The 20485-nt window shown below is 46.6% G+C and carries 16 protein-coding genes and 3 tRNA genes; 12 read left to right on the forward strand and 7 right to left on the reverse strand.

Annotated elements, in window-relative coordinates; all coding sequences use genetic code 11:
• Nucleotide 1 precedes the first annotated feature (1 nt).
• The 4 genes from T491_RS0108310 (at nucleotide 2) to T491_RS0108325 (ending at nucleotide 6220) form a co-directional block, all read left to right on the forward strand.
• On the forward strand, nucleotides 2-1705 hold the full coding sequence (locus tag T491_RS0108310; RefSeq protein WP_028903485.1) for a VWA domain-containing protein: 1704 nt from the start codon (nucleotides 2-4) through the stop codon (nucleotides 1703-1705).
• A 98-nt stretch (nucleotides 1706-1803) separates the two neighbouring features.
• Nucleotides 1804-4320: a BatD family protein gene (locus T491_RS0108315; RefSeq protein WP_369699751.1), complete on the forward strand. Its 2517-nt coding sequence runs from the start codon at nucleotides 1804-1806 to the stop codon at nucleotides 4318-4320.
• Nucleotides 4317-5006: a phosphatase PAP2 family protein gene (locus tag T491_RS0108320; protein ID WP_028903487.1), complete on the forward strand. Its 690-nt coding sequence runs from the start codon at nucleotides 4317-4319 to the stop codon at nucleotides 5004-5006. Before T491_RS0108315 ends, T491_RS0108320 begins: the two co-directional genes overlap by 4 nt.
• Nucleotides 5003-6220, forward strand: a complete 1218-nt coding sequence (locus tag T491_RS0108325) for an S-adenosylmethionine:tRNA ribosyltransferase-isomerase (protein WP_028903488.1) — start codon at nucleotides 5003-5005, stop codon at nucleotides 6218-6220. Before T491_RS0108320 ends, T491_RS0108325 begins: the two co-directional genes overlap by 4 nt.
• A gap of 57 nt (nucleotides 6221-6277) precedes the next feature.
• Here T491_RS0108325 and T491_RS0108330 read toward each other — a convergent pair.
• The 5 genes from T491_RS0108330 to T491_RS0108350 all read right to left on the reverse strand — a co-directional run bounded on the left by T491_RS0108330 (nucleotide 6278) and on the right by T491_RS0108350 (nucleotide 8544).
• A tRNA-Glu gene (locus tag T491_RS0108330) sits at nucleotides 6278-6349 on the reverse strand.
• Nucleotides 6350-6413: 64 nt separating this feature from the next.
• Nucleotides 6414-6485: transfer RNA gene (locus T491_RS0108335), tRNA-Glu, on the reverse strand.
• A 33-nt stretch (nucleotides 6486-6518) separates the two neighbouring features.
• A tRNA-Ser gene (locus T491_RS0108340) sits at nucleotides 6519-6608 on the reverse strand.
• Nucleotides 6609-6718: 110 nt separating this feature from the next.
• On the reverse strand, nucleotides 6719-7087 hold the full coding sequence (locus T491_RS0108345; protein ID WP_028903489.1) for a hypothetical protein: 369 nt from the start codon (nucleotides 7085-7087) through the stop codon (nucleotides 6719-6721).
• Nucleotides 7084-8544, reverse strand: a complete 1461-nt coding sequence (locus tag T491_RS0108350; protein WP_028903490.1) for an aminoacyl-histidine dipeptidase — start codon at nucleotides 8542-8544, stop codon at nucleotides 7084-7086. Before T491_RS0108350 ends, T491_RS0108345 begins: the two co-directional genes overlap by 4 nt.
• Nucleotides 8545-8656: 112 nt before the next feature.
• Here T491_RS0108350 and T491_RS0108355 point away from each other — a divergent pair, with 112 nt between their 5' ends.
• The gene (locus tag T491_RS0108355; RefSeq protein ID WP_369699752.1) at nucleotides 8657-8818 is read left to right on the forward strand and encodes a hypothetical protein; all 162 of its coding nucleotides are present in this window, start codon (nucleotides 8657-8659) and stop codon (nucleotides 8816-8818) included.
• A gap of 32 nt (nucleotides 8819-8850) precedes the next feature.
• On the forward strand, nucleotides 8851-9480 hold the full coding sequence (locus T491_RS0108360; RefSeq protein WP_028903492.1) for an OmpH family outer membrane protein: 630 nt from the start codon (nucleotides 8851-8853) through the stop codon (nucleotides 9478-9480).
• A 74-nt stretch (nucleotides 9481-9554) separates the two neighbouring features.
• Here the strand turns inward: T491_RS0108360 and T491_RS0108365 are convergent, their stop codons facing one another.
• Nucleotides 9555-10049 carry a hypothetical protein gene (locus T491_RS0108365; protein WP_028903493.1) on the reverse strand — a complete coding sequence of 165 codons (495 nt, stop codon included), beginning with the start codon at nucleotides 10047-10049 and terminating at the stop codon, nucleotides 9555-9557.
• Nucleotides 10050-10176: 127 nt separating this feature from the next.
• On the opposite strand from T491_RS0108365, the gene T491_RS0108370 reads away from it, so the two are divergent.
• Nucleotides 10177-11364 carry a M48 family metallopeptidase gene (locus T491_RS0108370; RefSeq protein WP_155950079.1) on the forward strand — a complete coding sequence of 396 codons (1188 nt, stop codon included), beginning with the start codon at nucleotides 10177-10179 and terminating at the stop codon, nucleotides 11362-11364.
• Nucleotides 11365-11506: 142 nt separating this feature from the next.
• Nucleotides 11507-13252: a phospho-sugar mutase gene (locus T491_RS0108375; RefSeq protein ID WP_028903495.1), complete on the forward strand. Its 1746-nt coding sequence runs from the start codon at nucleotides 11507-11509 to the stop codon at nucleotides 13250-13252.
• 58 nt (nucleotides 13253-13310) lie between these two features.
• On the opposite strand, the gene T491_RS0108380 is transcribed toward T491_RS0108375, so the two are convergent.
• A complete protein-coding gene (locus T491_RS0108380; RefSeq protein WP_036915719.1) occupies nucleotides 13311-14759 on the reverse strand; it encodes an anaerobic C4-dicarboxylate transporter in 1449 nt (482 codons plus the stop codon).
• A gap of 206 nt (nucleotides 14760-14965) precedes the next feature.
• On the opposite strand from T491_RS0108380, the gene ileS reads away from it, so the two are divergent.
• The 4 genes from ileS to T491_RS0108400 are packed head-to-tail and all read left to right on the forward strand — an operon-like array spanning nucleotide 14966 to nucleotide 20481.
• Nucleotides 14966-18526 (forward strand): isoleucine--tRNA ligase, encoded by a 3561-nt coding sequence (gene ileS, locus T491_RS0108385; protein ID WP_028903497.1) that lies wholly within the window; start codon nucleotides 14966-14968, stop codon nucleotides 18524-18526.
• Nucleotides 18527-18555: 29 nt separating this feature from the next.
• A complete protein-coding gene (locus tag T491_RS0108390; protein ID WP_028903498.1) occupies nucleotides 18556-18936 on the forward strand; it encodes a molecular chaperone DnaK in 381 nt (126 codons plus the stop codon).
• A complete protein-coding gene (locus T491_RS0108395; protein WP_028903499.1) occupies nucleotides 18933-19580 on the forward strand; it encodes a lipoprotein signal peptidase in 648 nt (215 codons plus the stop codon). The genes T491_RS0108390 and T491_RS0108395 overlap by 4 nt, the downstream gene beginning before the upstream one ends.
• On the forward strand, nucleotides 19570-20481 hold the full coding sequence (locus T491_RS0108400) for a DUF4296 domain-containing protein (protein ID WP_028903500.1): 912 nt from the start codon (nucleotides 19570-19572) through the stop codon (nucleotides 20479-20481). Before T491_RS0108395 ends, T491_RS0108400 begins: the two co-directional genes overlap by 11 nt.
• Nucleotides 20482-20485: the final 4 nt, after the last annotated feature.

The raw sequence follows: 20485 nt of genomic DNA on the forward strand, positions 1-20485 counted from the left end.
TATGTTTAGATTTGCAGACCCTATATATTTCTATCTCTTAGTGCTGATACCTGTATTGGCGCTGATACGGTTTCTGACATATCGCAATCAAAAGAAGCGCTTGCGCAAGTTCGGCGATCCCAGATTATTGCATGAGCTGATGCCCGATGTTTCGCGTTTCCGTCCGTCTGTCAAGTTCTGGATTCTGCAAGGAGCATTGGCATTGCTGGTAGTCATGCTTGCCCGTCCGCAGTTCGGTACTAAGATTAACCACGAACAGCGTACTGGTATTGAGACTATTATTGCAATGGATATCAGTAACTCTATGCTGGCTGAAGATATTGTGCCAAGTCGTTTGGATCGTAGTAAGATGATGGTCGAAAATCTGGTCGACCATTTTACCAATGATAAGATTGGACTTATCGTCTTCGCAGGCGATGCTTTCGTGCAGTTGCCTATCACGAGCGACTATGTGTCGGCCAAAATGTTCCTTTCAAGCATTGATCCATCTATGATGGCTACTCAGGGTACTGATATCGCCCGTGCCATCGATATGGCTTCTCATAGCTTTACACAGGAAGAGGGCATAGGAAAAGCTATTATCGTGATTACAGATGGTGAGGATCACGAGGGTGGGGCACTCGAAGCTGCTAAGGCTGCAAAGGATGCTGGTATGCGTGTCTATGTGTTGGGCGTAGGTTCTACTAACGGAGCTCCTATCCCCATTCCAGGCACAGGCGACTATATGAAGGATAATACAGGCAACACGGTGATGTCGGCACTGAATGAAGATATGTGTCGTCAAGTGGCTCAGGCTGGTGGTGGTGCTTATATCCATGTGGAGAATAATAGTGCTGCCCAGGATCAGTTGGACAACGAACTCGACAAATTGGCAAAAAAGGAGACGACGAGTACTGTTTATAGCGAATTTGATGAGCAGTTCCAGGCTGTAGCTATCCTTGCCTTATTGCTGTTGATTCTCGAAATATGTATTTTCGACCGTCGCAATCCTTTGATTAAACGTCTCTCGCTCTTTGGGACGAGGAAGAAGACTGTTGCCACGCTGTTATTGCTGATGGTTGCTTCAACCGTTTGTGCGCAAACGTCCGATCGTCAGTATATCCGTGAGGGTAATAAACAATTCCGCTTGGGGCAGTATGATAAGGCAGAGGTATCATACCGCAAAGCCGTTGAGAAGAATCCTAAGAATCCGCAGGCTGCTTATAACCTTGGAAACGCGCTGTTGGCGCAGAAGAAGGACTCGGCAGCTGTTCAGCAGTTTGAACAGGCGGCCCGTATGGAGACGAGTCCGTTGCGTAAGTCGGCAGCCTATCATAATATGGGTGTTATCTGTCAGACTCACAAGATGTATGGCGAGGCTATTGAAGCCTATAAGAACGCTTTGCGCTTGAATCCTAATGATGATGAGACCCGATACAATCTGGTTCTCTGCAAACATCAGAAACAGAAGCAAGACCAGAAACAGCAGCAGAATCAACCTAACAAGGATGATCAAAAGAAGGATGATCAGAAAAAAGATGATCAGAAAGATCAGAAACAAGATAAGAAAGACGACAAGCAGCAACAGCAGCAGAAACCTCAGATGAGTAAAGACAATGCAGAACAACTCTTGAATGCGGCCATCCAGAATGAGAAGATGACACAGGACAAGATGAAGAAACAGCAGCAACAGCCGCAGCGTCGTAATGTATTAAAGAATTGGTAAAAAAGTAAAAAGGTAAGAACGAAAAAATGATTAATATTACATTTGATAAGGTGCAAAGGTGGGTGAAATGGGTTCTGCCCTTTTACCTTTTAACCTTTTTGCCTTTAAGTTTGCTGGCTCAAACTCTTACTGCATCTGCGCCTTCGCATGTAGCGGTGGGCGAACAGTTCCGGTTGTCGTATACGGTCAATACTCAAAATGTATCTGACTTCCGTGCTGGTAATATCCCATCAGAGTTCGAAGTGCTCATAGGGCCTAACCGTTCTATGCAGTCGAGCTATCAGATGATTAATGGTCATACCAGCTCCACCTCATCTATCACCTATACTTATATTGTAGCTGCTACTAAGGGGGGCTCGTTCACCATTCCTGCAGCTCATGTGGTAGTTGATGGAAAGAAAATTGCTTCTAATACGTTGACTATCAAGGTGTCAGGTTCCGCAGGTTCTTCGCGTAATCAGAACGGTAATGCTGGCGAAGAGGTGCGCGACATGGGTAGCCGTATCTCGGGTAGCGACCTCTTTATTAAGGTGAGTGCTAACAAGAAGCGCGTGTTTGAGCAGGAGCCGATTCTGCTCACCTATAAGGTATATACGTTGGTTCAGCTCACTCAGCTTCGTGGCGATATGCCTGATCTGAAGAGTTTCTATACGCAGGAGGTTGATCTGCCTCAGCAGAAGTCTTTCTCTGTCGAGACGATTAACGGACGTCCGTATCGCACTTGTACCTGGAGCCAGTATGTCATGTTCCCACAGACCACAGGTAAATTACATATTCCTGCCATTACCTTTGAGGGAATCGTTGTCCAGCAGAATCGTAATGTTGATCCCTTTGAAGCTTTCTTCAATGGTGGCTCAGGTTATGTGGAAGTGAAAAAGAAAATCGAAGCGCCTGGCATTGAGATTCAGGTTGATCCGCTGCCACAGCGTCCTGCTTCATTCTCTGGTGGGGTGGGTAAGTTTAATATTTCGGCTCAGCTCGATAAGACAGAGACTAAGGCTAATGATCCTATCACGTTGCGTGTTATTGTGAGTGGAACAGGTAACTTGAAACTGATCAAGCAGCCTTCTATCACGCTGCCAAAGGATTTTGATAAGTATGAGCCTAAGGTTACTGAGCAAACCAAACTGACGACAGCAGGTATTGAGGGATCGAAGATTTACGATATCCTGATTGTGCCGCGCCATCAGGGCAAATATGATTTGCCACCTGTGGAGTTTACCTATTTTGATACGACGACCAAGCGCTACGAGACAGTTAAGAGCGAGGCTTTCCATCTGGATGTAGACAAAGGTTCTGGCACTTCCTCGGTTAGCGATTTCTCTGGTCAGGAAGATTTGCAGGAGCTAAATAAGGATATCCGTTTTATTAAGACGGGCGATGTTAAGCAGCATCCTGTTGATGACTTCTTCTTCGGCTCAACGGCTTATTGGGTTACCCTTGTAGCGTTGGTTCTTGTTTTCATGACTTTGTTTATCATTTTCCGCCAGCGTGCCATTGATAATGCAAATGTTACAAAGATGCGTGGCAAGAAAGCAAACAAGGTGGCAACGAAGCGTCTGAAAAAGGCTTCGCGACTCATGACGGATAACAAACCTGGTGAGTTCTACGACGAGGTGCTCCGTGCACTATGGGGCTATGTAGGCGATAAACTGACTATTCCTGTTGCTCAGCTCTCGCACGACAATATCAGTCAGAAACTGGCAGATCGTGGTGTTCACCAGTCTATTATCGATAAGTTTATTGGTGCTATTGACGAGTGTGAATTTGAGCGCTATGCGCCTGGTGATCCAAAGGGAAATATGAATAAGGTTTACGATAAGGCCATCTTGGCTATTGAGGAGATTGAAGGGGCCATGAAGAAAGGCGGCAAGAAGGTTTCAACTGTTATCTTACTGTTGCTCCTGGCACCAATGGCTGCCAATGCTGCTACCAAGGCAGAGGCCGATTCTGCTTATGTCAATGGTAATTATCAGGAAGCTATCAAAGGTTATGAAAGCCTTCTTAAGAATGGTGCTTCGGCTGAGATATACTATAATTTGGGTAATGCCTATTATCGTACAGAGAATATCACACGTGCTGTTCTGAATTACGAACGTGCCTTGTTGCTCTCACCTGGTGATGGCGATATCCGCTTTAACTTGCAGATAGCCCGTTCAAAGACCATTGATAAGATTGTGCCTGAAAGTGAGATGTTTTTCGTTACATGGTATCGTTCATTGGTTAATCTGATGAGTGTTGATGGATGGGCTCGCACGGCTCTTGTCGCTTTAGTACTGGTTATCGGTCTCTTCCTGGTTTACCTCTTTTCTGGCCGTGTGTGGATGCAGAAGGTGGGATTCTTTGGCGGTTTTGCTCTTTTGGCGTTGTTTGTGGTCAGCAATATCTTTGCCTGGCAGCAGCGTCAGCAGTTGTTGTATCGCCAGAGTGCCATTGTAGTGGCGCCATCGGTAACGGTTAAGAGTACACCAGCCCAGAATGGTACTGATCTCTTTATCCTGCACGAGGGGTCCAAGGTGGTTATTACCGACAGCTCGATGAAGAACTGGCGCGAAATCCGCTTGGCTGATGGTAAGAAAGGATGGTTGGAAAGTAAGAAGATAGAGATGATATGATAGAGATGCTTTCTGATATCGACCGTCAGCTTTTATTAGCTGTCAATGGTAGCGATTCGCTGTTCCTCGACCACGCAGTCCGTACGCTCACCCATGCACTTACCTGGGTGCCGCTCTATTTGGGATTGTTCTATATGGTCATGAAGAACAACGATAACTTCCGTAGGTTACTGTATGTGTTATGTGGCGCAGGGTTGTGCGTGTTGCTGGCTGGTACGGTTGATGACGAGATCGTTAAGCCTCTGGTGGCTCGTTGGCGCCCTACTCACGATCCGGAGATCGGTACATTGGTCGATATTGTTGATGGCTATCGTGGCGGGAGATATGGTTTCTTTTCAGCGCATGCCTCTAACACCATGAGCATCGCAACCTTTTTCGGTTGGCTGGTTCGCAGTCGTCGACTGTCTTTAACATTGATTGTCTGGTCGCTTACCAATTGTTGGACCCGTATGTATTTAGGTGTTCATTTTCCTGGCGATATCCTGGTTGGTATCAGCTGGGGATTTACTGTAGGTACAGCCGTTTATTTCCTCTATCGTCGACTTACGCGTAGTATGTACACGCCTCGCAATCTCAATCCTTCGCAGTACACAACCACGTGCTACCGTCGTCAGGATTGTAACTGGCCAGTTGCCATTTTTGTTTTCACATTAACATTTGTATTGATTAAAGCTTGTATTATATGAATTCAGATCCACGACATATTCGTATTAATGATTATAACTATCCGCTGCCCGATGAGCGTATTGCCAAGTTTCCTCTCAGCCAGCGTGATCATTCAAAACTGCTGGTTTATCGCAAGGGCGAAGTAAGTCAGGACGTGTTTTACAACCTGCCAGAATATCTGCCCAAGGGCGCTCTGATGGTGTTTAATAATACCAAAGTGATACAGGCACGTATGCATTTCCGTAAGGATACAGGTGCACTTATCGAGGTGTTCTTGTTAGAGCCAGCAGCGCCTTCAGACTATGAGCTGATGTTCCAGACCTCAGAACGCTGTGCCTGGTATTGTCTGGTGGGCAACTTGAAGAAGTGGAAGGAAGGAACGCTGCGTCGCACCATCGATGTGAAGGGGCAGCAGATTGAGGTGTGTGCCACACGCGGTCCCATTCATGGCACATCGCATCGAGTAGATTTCGAATGGACGGGTGGGGTGTCGTTTGCCGAGATTATCGACGCTATGGGCGAACTGCCTATACCTCCCTATTTGAATCGTGAAACTCAGGAGAGTGATAAAACTACGTATCAGACTGTTTACAGCAAGATTAAGGGGAGCGTGGCTGCTCCTACTGCAGGTCTGCATTTCACGCCAGAGGTACTGGCTGCTGTTGATGCTCATGGTATAGAACGTGAGGAACTGACACTGCATGTTGGCGCAGGTACCTTCAAGCCTGTTAAGAGTGAGGAGATAGAGGGCCACGAGATGCATACGGAGTATATCTCCGTACGCCGCGATACTATCCGCAAGCTGATTGCTCACGATGGATGCGCTATTGCTGTGGGAACAACAAGTGTTCGTACACTCGAGAGCTTGTATTATATGGGACTTAAGGTGATGCAGAACCCGGAAGCATCTGAGTCGGATTTGCATGTCAACCAGTGGGAACCATACGATACTGTTACCACTGTTAGCACGGTAGATTCGCTGACTGCATTAGGTGCTTGGATGGACGCCCACGGACTTGAGGTGTTGCATAGCAGTACCCAGATTATCATTGCTCCTGGCTATGATTATCACATCGTGAAAATGCTGGTAACCAATTTCCATCAGCCACAGTCGACTCTACTACTACTGGTTAGTGCCTTTGTCAAGGGCGACTGGCATAAGATATATGATTATGCTCTGGAAAATGATTTCCGTTTCCTGAGCTATGGCGATTCATCGTTATTGATTCCTTAGGGATTCAATAATGATGATACAAAAAAAGCTTCCGAAAAATCGGAAGCTCTTTTTTTGTAGTCGATAGGGGAATCGAACCCCTATGCCAAGATTGAGAATCTTGTATCCTAACCATTAGATGAATCGACCGTGCAGCGAGAACAATCAAGCTATTTTTGAAAAAAATAACTGCTCATGTAAGCAGTTGTTGATGTAGTCGATAGGGGAATCGAACCCCTATGCCAAGATTGAGAATCTTGTATCCTAACCATTAGATGAATCGACCAACATTTCAAAATGCACTCGCAGAGACTCCCCTTGGCGGAAGGAGGGGGATTCGAACCCCCGGTACGGGAACCCGTACGGCAGTTTAGCAAACTGCTGGTTTCAGCCACTCACCCATCCTTCCAAAAGGACCTTGGAGTTCTAAACCTTGGGGTTATCTCCTTGTTTGCGGGTGCAAAGGTACGACTAATTTTCGAATCCACCAAATTTTTGGGGAAGTTTTTTCGAAAAAAGTTATTTAAAAGCAACTACGTGAGTTAGGGTAGAGTCTAAGTAAAAGGTGTTCTGTAGTGTATCACCCTTATATAAGTATCTCATTCTCAGATAGAACATGTCGCCTTGGGGCGCTTTGTCATACTGAATACCGCTTTTAAACAAGTCAGCACCTTTTTTCCTCATTTCTGTCACAAGTGAGTCGTTGATGTGGCGGGTTGTGCCCAAATCAGCGAAATCGTAACCAGAAGTTTCTACGCCTTCTTGCATATTCTGGGCAACAAAATCCTTCACCGTTTGCTCAGCAGTGTGCTGTTTGCCGCACGAAGCGAGAAACAGCACACCCAAGCAAATAGTTATATTAATAATGTACGCGCGAGACTTGATCATTTCTGTGGAATGTTTTTAAGAACATCAAGCAGATGATCCCATACCATCTGTACGGTTGGGATGAGCAGGCGCTCGTCAGGAGTATGTACAAATCGCAGGGTGGGGCCGAAGCTTACCATATCCAGTTGTGGGTAGCGCTCTGAGAACAGACCGCACTCCAAGCCTGCATGGATTCCACGAACTACGGGCTCCTTGCCAAACAGTTTCACATAGCTTTCGCGTACAATCTTCTGAAGTTCTGAGTTCGCTTTCATCTTCCAGGCGGGATAGCCATCGCCCGAAGTGGCCTCAGCTCCTGCCAGCTGGAAAGCTGCACGGATAGTGGCGCACATATTGTCGAGGTTTGACATGACGTTAGAGCGCTGACTGCTCAGTATCTCAATGTTCTTCTCTGAAGAGTGGATGCTGGCAATGTTCGACGAGGTCTCGACCATACCGCCCAATGCTTCGTCCTGACAGATGGCATAGATACCATTATCAACAGCCTGCAAGGCCCATACAAAGTTTTTGGCAACTGCGGGATCAATCACAGGCTCAGCATCGGTGCTCTCCATCGACCATACCATTTGTGTGTCTGTAACGTGGAATTCGTCTTCAACTTCAGCTGCAAATACGTTCCAGTCGGCTTTTACATTCTCCTTTAACTCGTTTGGTACGGCAATCACAAACTGACCATCGCGTGGAATGGCGTTGTGCAGCTTTCCACTATGGAACTGTGCCAGTTGGATGCCCTCGTAGCGGTTCATCTCCTGATAGAGGAATCTACCCAGAATCTTGATGGCGTTGGCGCGCTTCTTGTTGATATCGTCGCCAGAGTGTCCGCCAACCAATCCCTTGAGCTGGGCTTTCATGAAGAAACTGCCCTCAGCAGGCTGCTGACGATTGAAGGTGAACTTGGCAGTGGTGTTACGACCACCCGCGCAGGATACGAAAATCTCGCCCTCATCCTCTGAGTCAAGGTTGATGAGGTAGTCGCCTGTCATAAATCCTGCTTTCATACCCTCGGCACCAGAAAGACCTGTCTCCTCGTCACGGGTAAATACACACTCGATAGGGCCATGCTCGATATCATCGCTTGCCAGGATGGCCAACTCAATGGCGCAACCTATACCATCATCGGCACCCAGTGTGGTTCCTTCGGCAGTCAGCCATTCACCGTCTACATAGGTCTTGATGGCATCCTTGTCAAAATCGAATTCTACGTCAACCAGTTTATCGCACACCATATCCATGTGGCTCTGAAGGATAACAGTCTTGCGGTTCTCCATGCCCTTGGTGGCTGGTTTGCGGATAATCACGTTGCCAGTCTCGTCAACTTTTGTATCCAATTGGTGGCTCTCACCCCACTGTTTCAAATACTCAATCATCTTCTCCTCGCGCTTAGAAGGGCGTGGAATTTCGTTAATCTTCGCAAATTCTGCGAACACAACTGCAGGTTTTAAATCGTTTTTATTCATTATTAATGCTTTTTTTGTTTGATTTCGATATAAAATGCTTAACTTTGCAGCCGCAAAGATATAAAAAATGATTGAGACTCTACTCATAACCACGTTAATAATTGCTATAGGCATGGCATTTTTGCTCGTTAAGGTGCTTTTCAAGCGCAATGGCGAGTTCTCATCACAGCATATCCACGATTCAGAAGCAATGAAGGAGCGTGGTATTCACTGCGTAATGGATCAGGATCGTGAGATGCGGTCGAAAAGCAGGCATGCTGTATCCGAGCGATAGATATGAATTAATCAAAAACAATAAAATTTGAAATGAAAAAGTACATTTTCTCAGCACTGGCCATCGCAGCTATGATGGCATCGTGCAACAACCAGAGTCCAAAGATGGATGAAACACCCGCTGCTGCTGCAAGTGGTGAGGGTATTAAAATCGCTTATGTAGAGGTTGACTCGCTGATGACTCAGTATGATTTTGCCAAGGACTACAGTGTTACCCTGCAGAAGAAGAGTAACAATGCGCGCAATACACTGAATCAGAAGGGTAATGCTTTACAGGCTGCAGTAAATAACTTCCAGCAGAAGTTGAATAACAATGGCTTCCAGAGCCGTGAGCAGGCTGCCAGCCAGCAGGCTGCCATTGAGCGTCAGCAGCGCGATCTTCAGGAGCTCCAGGCTCGTCTTGAGGGAGAGCTGGCTCAGGAGACTGCTAAATTTAACGAGGCTTTGCGTGATTCTCTTCAGAATTTCCTGAAAGCATACAACCAGGACAAGAAGTTTGATCTGATCCTTTCTAAGGCTGGTGACAATATCCTGATGGGGAATAAGAAGTATGATATCACTCAGGATGTTATCAATGGTCTGAACAAGCGTTACAAGCCATCTGCTAAACCTGCTGCTGATACCAAGGCTGCTGATACAAAGAAGGCCGACGATAAGAAATAATTAGAATATCATATATAATAAGAACGAACCCTTACTATGGCAGTAGGGTTCGTTTGTTTTTGTATCTGACGAATCTATTTTGTTTTGTCTGACCAGTTGCCGTAGATAATCTCGCCGTATTGTGAGTTGCGGTTGATATGTACCATGACTGACGAGCGGAATCCGCTTACATAGCGGTCCTGGTAGTAATAGTTCAGACTGTCGATACGTACACTTTTGGTGGTGTCGTTTGTTTCGGAAATTGTCTTGGCACGCTCTTCAAATGAGCGGAACACATCTTTGCTGATACCTTTGTAGAAGTAAACAACCAGTGTATCTTGCCACAAGGCACCATCCGCAATAAACTCGCCCGCCTTCTGCTCTTGAATGCGAAAGTCGGGAAATTTGAGACCAGTGTCGCGTGTAACTTTAGCTGCAGTGTCATAAATGGCTCTGCGATTCTCGGGATTCGACATACGGTTACGTGTGGCCTTAATGCCAGCAACAGATGTGATGGTAATAGTTATCAGGATGACAATACTACAGATCGCAATCACTGCGTAACCCCATAATAAATACTTCTTTTTCATTGTCCAAAAGGCGCTATGTAGATTCTATGGTTGCAAAAATAACTAAAAAATCTGTAGTTTCCAAATATTTTATGGATTTTTTTTATACCTTTGCAACCGCTTAGACAGATAATTAGGTATAAACTGGATGAAGATAAAAATTATATTGCCCCTTTGTGCACTGATGTTGAGTACTACGATGTGTGCTCAGCGTAAACAGATTGGTGATGCACGAACGATATTGAAGAGTGGTAAAAATATTGAGCAAGCGGAGACACTGATGACCGATTTGCTGAAGGATTCTGCCAATCGTCGGAATACCCGTATCTATGATATATGGTTGCAGGCTGTAGAAAAACAGTATCTGGCCATCAATGAAAAGATGTATATCAAGCAGCAGGTTGACACAACAAAATTCTTCGATCTGGCTCAGCGTATGTTTATAGTCGCTGAGAAACTCGACTCTGTGGATGCTCTCCCTGATAAGAATGGCAAGAGCCGTCCTGAATATCGCAAGGCGAATGCAGCCAAGATGCTGACATATCGCCCGAACATCTATTATGGTGGAGCCCATCATCTGAAGAAAGGTGATTTCAAAAAGGCGTATAGTCTTTTCGAAACCTATCTGGATTGTGATCGTCAGCCTTTGTTCGAGGGCTATGACCTGATGTACAAGGATCCAAAGATGGGGGAGGTGGCCTACTGGGCTACATATTGTGGCTATCGACTGGATGATCCTGTGTTGGTATTGCGTCATGCATCAACAGCACAACGTGATGAAGCCAAACTTGAGTATACCTTACAGTATATGGCCGAGGCCTGGGATAAATTGGAGGAGGATTCTATGCATATCGCCACTTTGTGGCAGGGATTCTCAAAGTATCCCAATTCAAACTACTTTTTCCCTCGACTGATGGATATCTACAATAGCCGTGGCGACTATCAGATGGCTGATAGTGTGGTTAACGAGGCGTTAAAGACTGACACACTGAATCAGCTGTTCCTTTTTGCCAAGAGCACAGTGATGCTGAATCTGAGAAAGTATGGCGACTGTTTGAAGTACAGTGACCAGTTGATACAGCAGCAGCCTGATATGCCAGATATTTACTATAATGGCGGTATCGCTTGCTTGAATATCGCTCAGCGCATGGACTCACGTAAGTACAAGAACCAGATAAAGAAAATGTATGATAAGGCCCGTCCTTATATGGAGAAATACCGTGAGATGGCTCCTGACGAGGTGGATAAATGGGCACCAGCACTTTATAGGATTTATTTCAACCTGAATATGGGTAAGCAGTTTGATGAGATAGACAAACTGTTGAAGAGTAGGTAACATCATAGAACGTGATATGTGGTTAGGCGAAAAGTTAAGATTCTATAAATAGATTCTGCTTTTCGCCTATCCTTTTGTATTTTTGCGTATCTTTGTAAAATGGAATTAAGTAACAATCTAAAGAGATAAATCAAGTAAGACTATGGCAGACAATTCTCAATTGATTGCTCAGTGCGAGGCACGGGCTAAGGAATGGCTTTCTCCAGCCTTTGATGAGGAGACACGTAAGGAAGTACAGGCAATGCTTGACAATGCTGACAAGACTGCGCTGATTGATGCTTTCTATCAGAATCTGGAGTTTGGTACAGGTGGCCTTCGTGGTATCATGGGTGCTGGTACCAACCGTATGAATAAGTACATTGTAGGTATGGCTACACAGGGTTTTGCCAATTATATCCTGAAGGCATTCCCTGGCAAGCAGAGTTCGGTTGTTGTTGGTCATGATTGCCGTAACAATGGTCGTATGTTTGCTGAGACTGTAGCTGATATCTTCTCAGCTAATGGCATTAAGGTTTATCTGTTTGAGAGTCTGCGTCCAACACCGGAGATTTCATTCGCCATCCGTCAGCTTGGCTGTCAGGCAGGTGTTAACGTAACAGCCTCACACAATCCTCGCGAATATAATGGATACAAGGCTTACTGGGACGATGGTGCTCAGGTGCTGGCTCCACACGATAAGGGTATCATCGACGAGGTGAACAAGGTTAGGATCGAGGATGTTAAGTTCGAAGGCAACAAGGAACTTATCGACATCATTGGTGGTGAGATGGACTGGGATTACCTGCAGGCTGTTAAGGAGGCTATGGTAGATCAGGATGTTATCCTGCGCCAGAAGGATCTGAACATCGTTTACAGCCCTATGCACGGTACTGGTCGTGTAATCATTCCTGAGGCACTGCGTTCATGGGGCTTCCAGAATATCCATGTGGTTCCCGAGCAGATGGTTATCGATGGTAATTTCCCAACAGTAGTTAGTCCTAACCCAGAGAATGCTGAGGCTATGACTCTTGGTATGAAGTTGGGTACACGCCTGAATGCCGACCTGGTCATCGCTTCTGACCCGGATGCCGACCGCTTGGCTATTGTTTGCCGCAATGCTAAGGGTGAGTGGGAGATCCTGAATGGTAACCAGACCTGTATGATGTTCTCATGGTACATCATTGCCAACAAGAAGAAGCTCGGCCAGCTGAAGGGTAACGAGTTCCTGGTAAAGACCATTGTTACTACCGAGGTTATTGCTGAGATTGCTAAGAAGAACGGTGTAGAGTATCGCGACTGCTATACAGGCTTTAAGTGGATTGCCAACGAGATCCGCATCTCTGAGGGCGTGAAGAAGTATATCGGTGGTGGTGAGGAGAGCTTCGGATTCCTGCCATTCGATAAGGTTCGCGATAAGGATTCTCCAGCATCTATCTGCTTGATTTGTGAGATTGCAGCTTGGGCTCGCGACAACGGTATGACTCTGTACGACCTGCTGATGAACATCTACAAGGAGTACGGATTCTCTAAGGAGGTAACCATCAATGTGGTTCGTCCTGGTAAGACCGGTGCCGATGAGATTAAGCAGATGATGACCGACTTCCGCGCTAATCCTCCAAAGGAGCTGGGTGGTAGCAAGGTTTGCCTGTGGAAGGACTACAAGACACTCGAGGCTAAGAAGGCCGACGGTAGTGTTGAGAAGCTGAATATGCCTGACACCAGCAACGTTCTGCAGTGGTTCTGTGAGGATGGTACAAAGGTATCGGTTCGTCCTTCAGGTACCGAGCCAAAGATTAAGTTCTACACCGAGGTGAAGGATGCTAGCTTTAAGGATGCTGCCGATTACGAGCGCTGCTGCAAGGCTGCTGAAGAGAAGATCGAGGCCCTGAAGAAGAGCTTGAATCTTTAAAGCTTATACATAAAAAAAGAAGCCCTCGTCACATTGGCGAGGGCTATTTTTATGCCTTTTAGTAGAATATCATTGAAAGCAGATAAGCTACTATCGTAGAGGTGAATACGCTGATCAAACCAGGCATCATGAACGAGTGGTTCAACAGGTATTTACCGATTACCGTAGTACCCGAGCGGTCGAAGTTGACGGTGGCGATATCCGATGGGTAGTTAGGGATAAAGAAGTAACCGTAAACAGCGGGCAGTACACCTAACAGGACAGGTCCGGGGATTCCCAGCTTATATGCCAATGGTAACATGGCTACCACTACAGCTCCCTGCGAGTTGATGAGCACAGACACCAGGAAGAATACAAAAGCAATACTCCATGGATATTCTTTTACGATATCAGCCAGCATAGCCTGCATCTCGCTCATGTAATTTGAGAAGTAGGTATCAGCCAGCCAGGCGATGCCGTAGATGGCCACAACGGCTACCATACCCGATTGCCATACAGGACCAGCTACAGCCTTTTTGGGTTGGGCTTTACAGAATATGATCATCAGGGCGGCAGCAGAAATCATGACAATCTGGATCACCAGGTTCATCTTCAGGTCAACCATGCCTTTCTCTGTGAATCCCTCGGCTACAACACCTGCCTTAGCCAGCGTTGAGGCAGAGATGGTAACGCCACTTACAAGTGTCAGATCGCCAGCACCCTTAACAGCCTTTACCGTAGGATATGATGGTAATAGGTCGGGGAGGGCAGCAAACATGACGATGATAGCCAGCGCACCCAGGAAGATGAATACAGCATTCTTGGCCGACTGTGGGATCTCCTTGTCGAGTGTTGTGGCATTAGAGCCATAGATATACTCTCGCTGAATAGGATCAGCAATCTTTTTCTGGAATTCTGGATCTTTATCGAGGTCGAGACCACGATGATAGGAAGCAGCTGCAGCAGCAATCAGTCCGCAGACACAAGCAGGAATGCTGACCATCAGCACGCGTGGAATCGTAATGTCGAAGTGGTTGGCATTAGAGATGGTGACGAATGCCACGACAGCTGCTGCGATAGGCGAACAGGTGATACCTACCTGTGAGGCGATCGAAGCAACACCACAGGGGCGTTCCGGGCGGATACCTTTCTTCAGCGCGATGTCGCAGATAATAGGCATCAGTGTGTAAACCACGTGACCTGTTCCTACCAATACGGTGAGGAAGAATGTACACAATGGCGCGAAGAACGTGATGTGGTCGGGATGCTTGCGCAGCATCTTCTCTGCTATCTGTATCAGCCAGTCCATACCGCCTGAAGCCTGCATGATGCCAGCACATGTTACAGCTGCGATGATGATGTAAATAACGTCGGTTGGAGGTGAGCCGGGTTTCAATCCGAACCCGAACACGAGAATGGCCAAACCGATTCCTGAAATTGCTCCCAATGCCAAACTGCCATAACGAGAGCCTACCCACAGTGCACCGAGTACGATACAGAGCTGCAAAATCATTGAAAAGGTAATCATACGTTAATAAATAAACTGTTTTAAGTTGCTATTATTGGAATTCTGAGGGCAAATATACTGAAAAAAAATAGAAAAGAGAAATTTTTCTGCATTTTTTGATATGTAAATCTTAAAATTATTTATTTCTTTGGTCAGGTCAGATAAAATCACTACCTTTGCACGCTAAATAATAAAGGTTAAAAAATAGAAGCTAAAAAAGTTAGAATATGGCAAAGAAGTTTGCAGAACATAACGGCTTGAATCTGACCCAGGTTAACAATGATATCCTGGAGATGTGGCGTGAGAAGAATGTATTCTGGCGCTCGGTAGATGAGCGTGAGGGATGTCCTCAGTTTGTATTCTTTGAGGGACCTCCCTCTGCAAATGGACACCCTGGTATTCACCATGTGTTGGCGCGTACCATTAAGGATACCTTCAACCGTTATAAGACCATGAAGGGTTATCAGGTGAAGCGTAAGGCTGGTTGGGATACTCACGGACTGCCTGTAGAGTTGGGCGTCGAGAAGGAGTTGGGTATTACCAAGGCGGATATCGATAATAAAGCATCAGAAAAGTACATCTCAACCGAGGATTACAATAAGAAGTGCCGCGAGAATGTGATGATGTTCACACAGGAGTGGCGCGACCTCACAGAGAAGATGGGTTATTTCGTTGATTTGGATAATCCTTACATTACCTACGACAACAAATACATCGAGACACTGTGGTGGCTGTTGCAGCAGTTCTATAAGAAGGGCTTGCTTTACAAGGGTTACACCATCCAGCCATATTCGCCAGGTGCAGGTACTGGTCTGAGCTCACACGAGCTGAACCAGCCAGGTTGCTATCGCGATGTGAAGGATACCACTGTTACTGCCCTGTTCAAGGCTCTCAATCCTAAGGAAGAGTGGACCAAGTGGGGTGAGGCTTACTTCGTAGCCTGGACAACCACTCCTTGGACATTGCCTTCGAACACTGCACTTTGCGTAGGACCGAAGATTGATTACGTAGCTGTACAGACATACAATGCCTATAATGGCGAGAAGATGACCATCGTACTGGCCGAGAGCCGCTTGAATGCTTATCTCTCACCTGAGGGTAATATCACCGATGGCGATGAGATGCCTGAATACAACAAGGGCGAGAAGTTTGTGCCTTATCGCATTGTTGGTCGTTATACTGGTGAGGAACTGGTTGGCATGAAGTACCAGCAGCTGATGCCTTGGGTTAAGCCCTCGGCTAAGCTCGATCAGAACGCTGCCGACTACGTGAAGGAGTATGCAGCTGCACATCCTGAGAAAGTATTCGCTGGTGAGAATGGCAAGGATCAGTTTGTAGAGATGGAGAGCGAGGCTTTCCGTGTGATTCCTGGCGATTACGTAACCACAGAGGATGGTGCCGGTATCGTACATATTGCGCCTACCTTCGGTGCTGATGACGCCAAGGTGGCTAAGGATGCCCATATCCCAAGTCTGTTCCTTATTAATAAGAAAGGTGAGACACGTCCAATGGTCGACCTCCAGGGTAAGTACTATGTGATGGACGAACTGGATAATAACTTTGTTGAGAAGTGTGTAGATGTAAAGGCATACGGTCACCACGCTGGTGACTACGTGAAGAACGCCTATGCACCTGAGTTCAACAAGGATGGCAAGTACGACGAGCAGGCTGCAGCGAAGGCTGAGGACCTGAACATCGTTATCTGTATGGAGATGAAGCAGGAGGGCACCGCACTCAAGATTGAGAAGCACGTGCACAACTATCCTCACTGCTGGCGTACCGATAAGCCCGTACTCTATTATCCATTGGATTCTTGGTTCATTCGTTCAACTGCCAAGAAGGAGCGTATGTTCGAATTGAACAAGACCATCAACTGGCAGCCCGAGAGCACTGGTACAGGCCGCTTTGGTAACTGGCTGGAGAACCTGAACGACTGGAACCTCTCTCGTTCACGTTTCTGGGGTACACCACTGCCTATCTGGCGCGACGAGGATGGCAAGGAAATCTGCATCGGTTCGGTAGAGGAACTCTACAACGAGATTGAGAAGGCTGTTAAGGCAGGCTTCATGCAGAGCAACCCATTGAAGGACAATGGTTTTGTTCCTGGCGATATGAGCAAGGAGAACTACGATAAGATCGACCTACATCGTCCATACGTTGACAACATCGTACTGGTATCAGAGAGCGGTAAGCCTATGAAGCGCGAGACCGACCTGATCGACGTTTGGTTCGATTCTGGTTCTATGCCATACGCACAGATCCACTATCCATTCGAGAATAAGGATCTGATTGATAAGGGTATCGCATTCCCTTGCGACTTTATCAACGAGGGTGTCGACCAGACCCGTGGTTGGTTCTTCACCCTGCACGCTATTGCTACCATGATTTTCGACTCAGTAGCCTTCAAGAATGTTATTTCTTCAGGTCTGGTGCTCGATGCCAAGGGTAACAAGATGTCGAAGCACGTGGGTAACGTAGTAAACCCATTCGATATGATAGGCAAGTACGGTAGCGATGCTGTACGTCTGTATATGATGACCAACTCTGAGCCTTGGGACAACCTGAAGTTCGACCCAGAGGGCGTAGATGAGGTACGTCGTAAGTTCTTCGGAACACTTTATAACACCTATAGCTTCTTCGCACTCTATGCTAATGTGGATGGTTTCGACCCAACAGCAGCACAGGTGGCATTCGAGAAGCGTCCTGAGATCGATCGCTGGATTCTCTCTTGTCTGAATACCCTCATCAAGGGTGTTGAGAAAGAGCTGGATGGCTACGATCCAACACGTGCCGGACGACTGATTGACGCGTTCGTAAACGACGACCTTTCTAACTGGTTTGTTCGTTTGAACCGCAAACGTTTCTGGGGTAAGGAGATGAGCGAGGACAAGCTCTCGGCTTATCAGACGCTCTACACCTGCTTGATGACCGTTGCCAAGCTGTTGGCTCCATTCGCACCATTCTATGCTGATCAGCTGTATAAGGACCTGGGTGGTGAGCTCGACTCAGTACACCTGGATAAGTTCCCTGTAGCCGACGAGGCACAGATTGATAAGGATCTCGAGGCTCGCATGCAGATGGCTCAGAAGATTACCTCAATGGTTCTGGCCCTTCGCCGTAAGGTGAATATCAAGGTTCGCCAGCCACTGCAGGCCATCATGATTCCTGCTGTGGACGAGACTCAGAAGAAGCACATCGAGGCCGTTAAGGACCTGATCATGAACGAGGTTAACGTGAAGGAACTCCGTTTCGTTGAGGGTGCTGGCGTGCTGGTTAAGAAGGTGAAGTGTAACTTCCGTACCATGGGTAAGAAGTTCGGTAAGCTCATGAAGAGTGTAGCTGCCGCTATGGATGCCCTGACACAGGAGCAGATTGCCGAGCTCGAGAAGCAGGGTACCATCGGTATCAATGTCGAGGGTCAGGATATCACCGTCGAGGCTGTTGATGTTGAGATTATCAGCGAAGACATCCCAGGCTGGCTGGTAGCTAACGAGGGTAACCTGACAGTGGCTCTTGAGGTTGAGCTGACTGATGAGCTGAAGAACGAGGGTATGGCCCGCGAACTCATCAACCGTATTCAGAATATTCGTAAGGAGAGTGGCTTCGAGATTACAGATCGTATTAGCGTGGTGATTGCTCCAAACGATGAGGTGAAGAAGGCTGTTGATAGCTTCGCTGACTACATCAAGACTCAGGTTCTGGCCGATAATATTACTCTACAACCTAATGACGGCCAGGAGGTTGAGTTCGATGACTTCAAGTTGAACATTACAGTTACAAAGAATTAGAAATAATCAATAACTAAACATTTATTATTATGGCAGAGAAGACTCGCTATACTGATGAAGAGCTCGAAGAGTTCCGTCAGATTATCAATGAAAAGATGGCTTTGGCCAAACGTGATTACGACCAGATGATGCGTGTGCTGACCAATGAGGACAGCAATGATGTAGATGACACATCACCTACATACAAAGCATTGGAGGAGGGTAGTGCAACCCAGTCGAAAGAGGAACTCATCTCGATGGCAGCCCGCCAGCAGAAGTTCATCCAGGGCCTGAAGGCTGCATTGATTCGTATCGAGAACAAAACTTACGGTATCGACCGTATCACGGGTAAGCTGATTCCCAAGGAGCGCCTTCGTGCGGTTCCACATGCTACCCTCAGTGTAGAGTCAAAGTTGAATCAGAAAAAGTGAGTTTAGGAAAACTTATCACCAAAGGCAGACTGGCGACATTTATTATAGTCGCCATTCTCCTTATTGACCAGGCTATCAAGATCTGGGTAAAGACTTCGATGTCGCTCCATGAGAGTATCCATATTACAGATTGGTTCTATATTACTTTTATCGAGAATATGGGTATGGCTTTTGGTATGCAGTTAGGCAGCAAGATTGTGTTGTCACTGTTCCGTGTGGCTGCTATCTGTGTGCTGGGTTATTACATCTGGCAGCAGATACAGAAGAATGCGCGTTGGGGCTATCTTGTATGTCTTTCGATGGTGCTGGCAGGTGCAGCAGGCAATCTGATAGATTGCATGTTCTACGGCTTGATGTTCAATGAGTCGTCGCCCTATTATCTGTCGTATTTCGTTGACTTCGGAACTGGTTATGCGCCTTTCTTGATGGGTAAGGTAGTAGATATGTTCTACTTCCCGTTGATTGAGACAGAGTGGCCTATGTGGATGCCGTTTGTGGGTGGTGAGCACTTTGTGTTCTTTAGCCCGGTATTCAATTTCGCCGATGCCAGTATCAGTGTCAGTGTTGTCCTGCTGCTATTGTTCTATCGTGAAGAAATCAGTAAGATTTCATTGAAGAGTAAGGAGAAACAAGTTGAAGAGTAAGGCTATACATATCATCCAGCTGGTGGCAGCTGTAGCCATGTTGGTAAGCTGTAAACCTCAGGTTCCGTCACAGTATATTCAACCTGACGACATGGAGGATCTGCTATACGATTATCACATAGCCCAAGGTATAGCTGCTCAGCAGAGTGGTGACGAGGAATATAACCGCAGGCTTGCGTTCGAAACGGTTCTGAATGAACATGGATTTACGCAGGCGGCTTTCGATTCTTCGTTGGTGTATTACTATACGCGTGCAGACCGGTTCCAGGAAATTTATAAGAATGTGCAGAACCGCCTGAACGACGAAGCCGAGAAGTATGGTGGCGCTATCAATGAGATGCAGAATTTTGCATCAAATTCGCTAAATGGCGATACTACAGATGTGTGGGAGGGTGAGCGCATGCTGATGCTGCTCAACGACCGTCCATATCATCTGTATTCGTTTCGTCAGTTAGCCGATACAACCTTTCATGCTGGCGACAGTTTTGTCATGAATATCAACACCACATGGCTGATGCAGAATGGAAACCGTCAGGCCACAGTCTATATGGCAATCACCTATGAGAACGATAGTACCACCAAGCAAAACACCGTCATATCATCTTCTGGCACGTCTTCTTTGCGCATACCTTATTGCAAGGAGCGTGTGAAGGAGATCAAGGGATTTGTGATGTGTGGTATGCGCCCCGCAACAGAGCTGACCTATAATCTCTGTATATTGTTTGTGAATAATATCCAGCTGATACGTTTCCACAATAAGGTGGTTGAACAGCCGATGGCTCCGAAACCCCTGGGTGATAGTGTCAAGGTGCTGACGCCTGATACTGTTAAGCCTTTGGACGACCATCCACTCACCATTGGCGAGGTGAATAGAATGCGCCAGATGAAAAAGAATAATTGAACCA

Source organism: Prevotella sp. P6B4 (genome assembly GCF_000619985.1).
Classification (GTDB): Bacteria; Bacteroidota; Bacteroidia; order Bacteroidales; family Bacteroidaceae; genus Prevotella.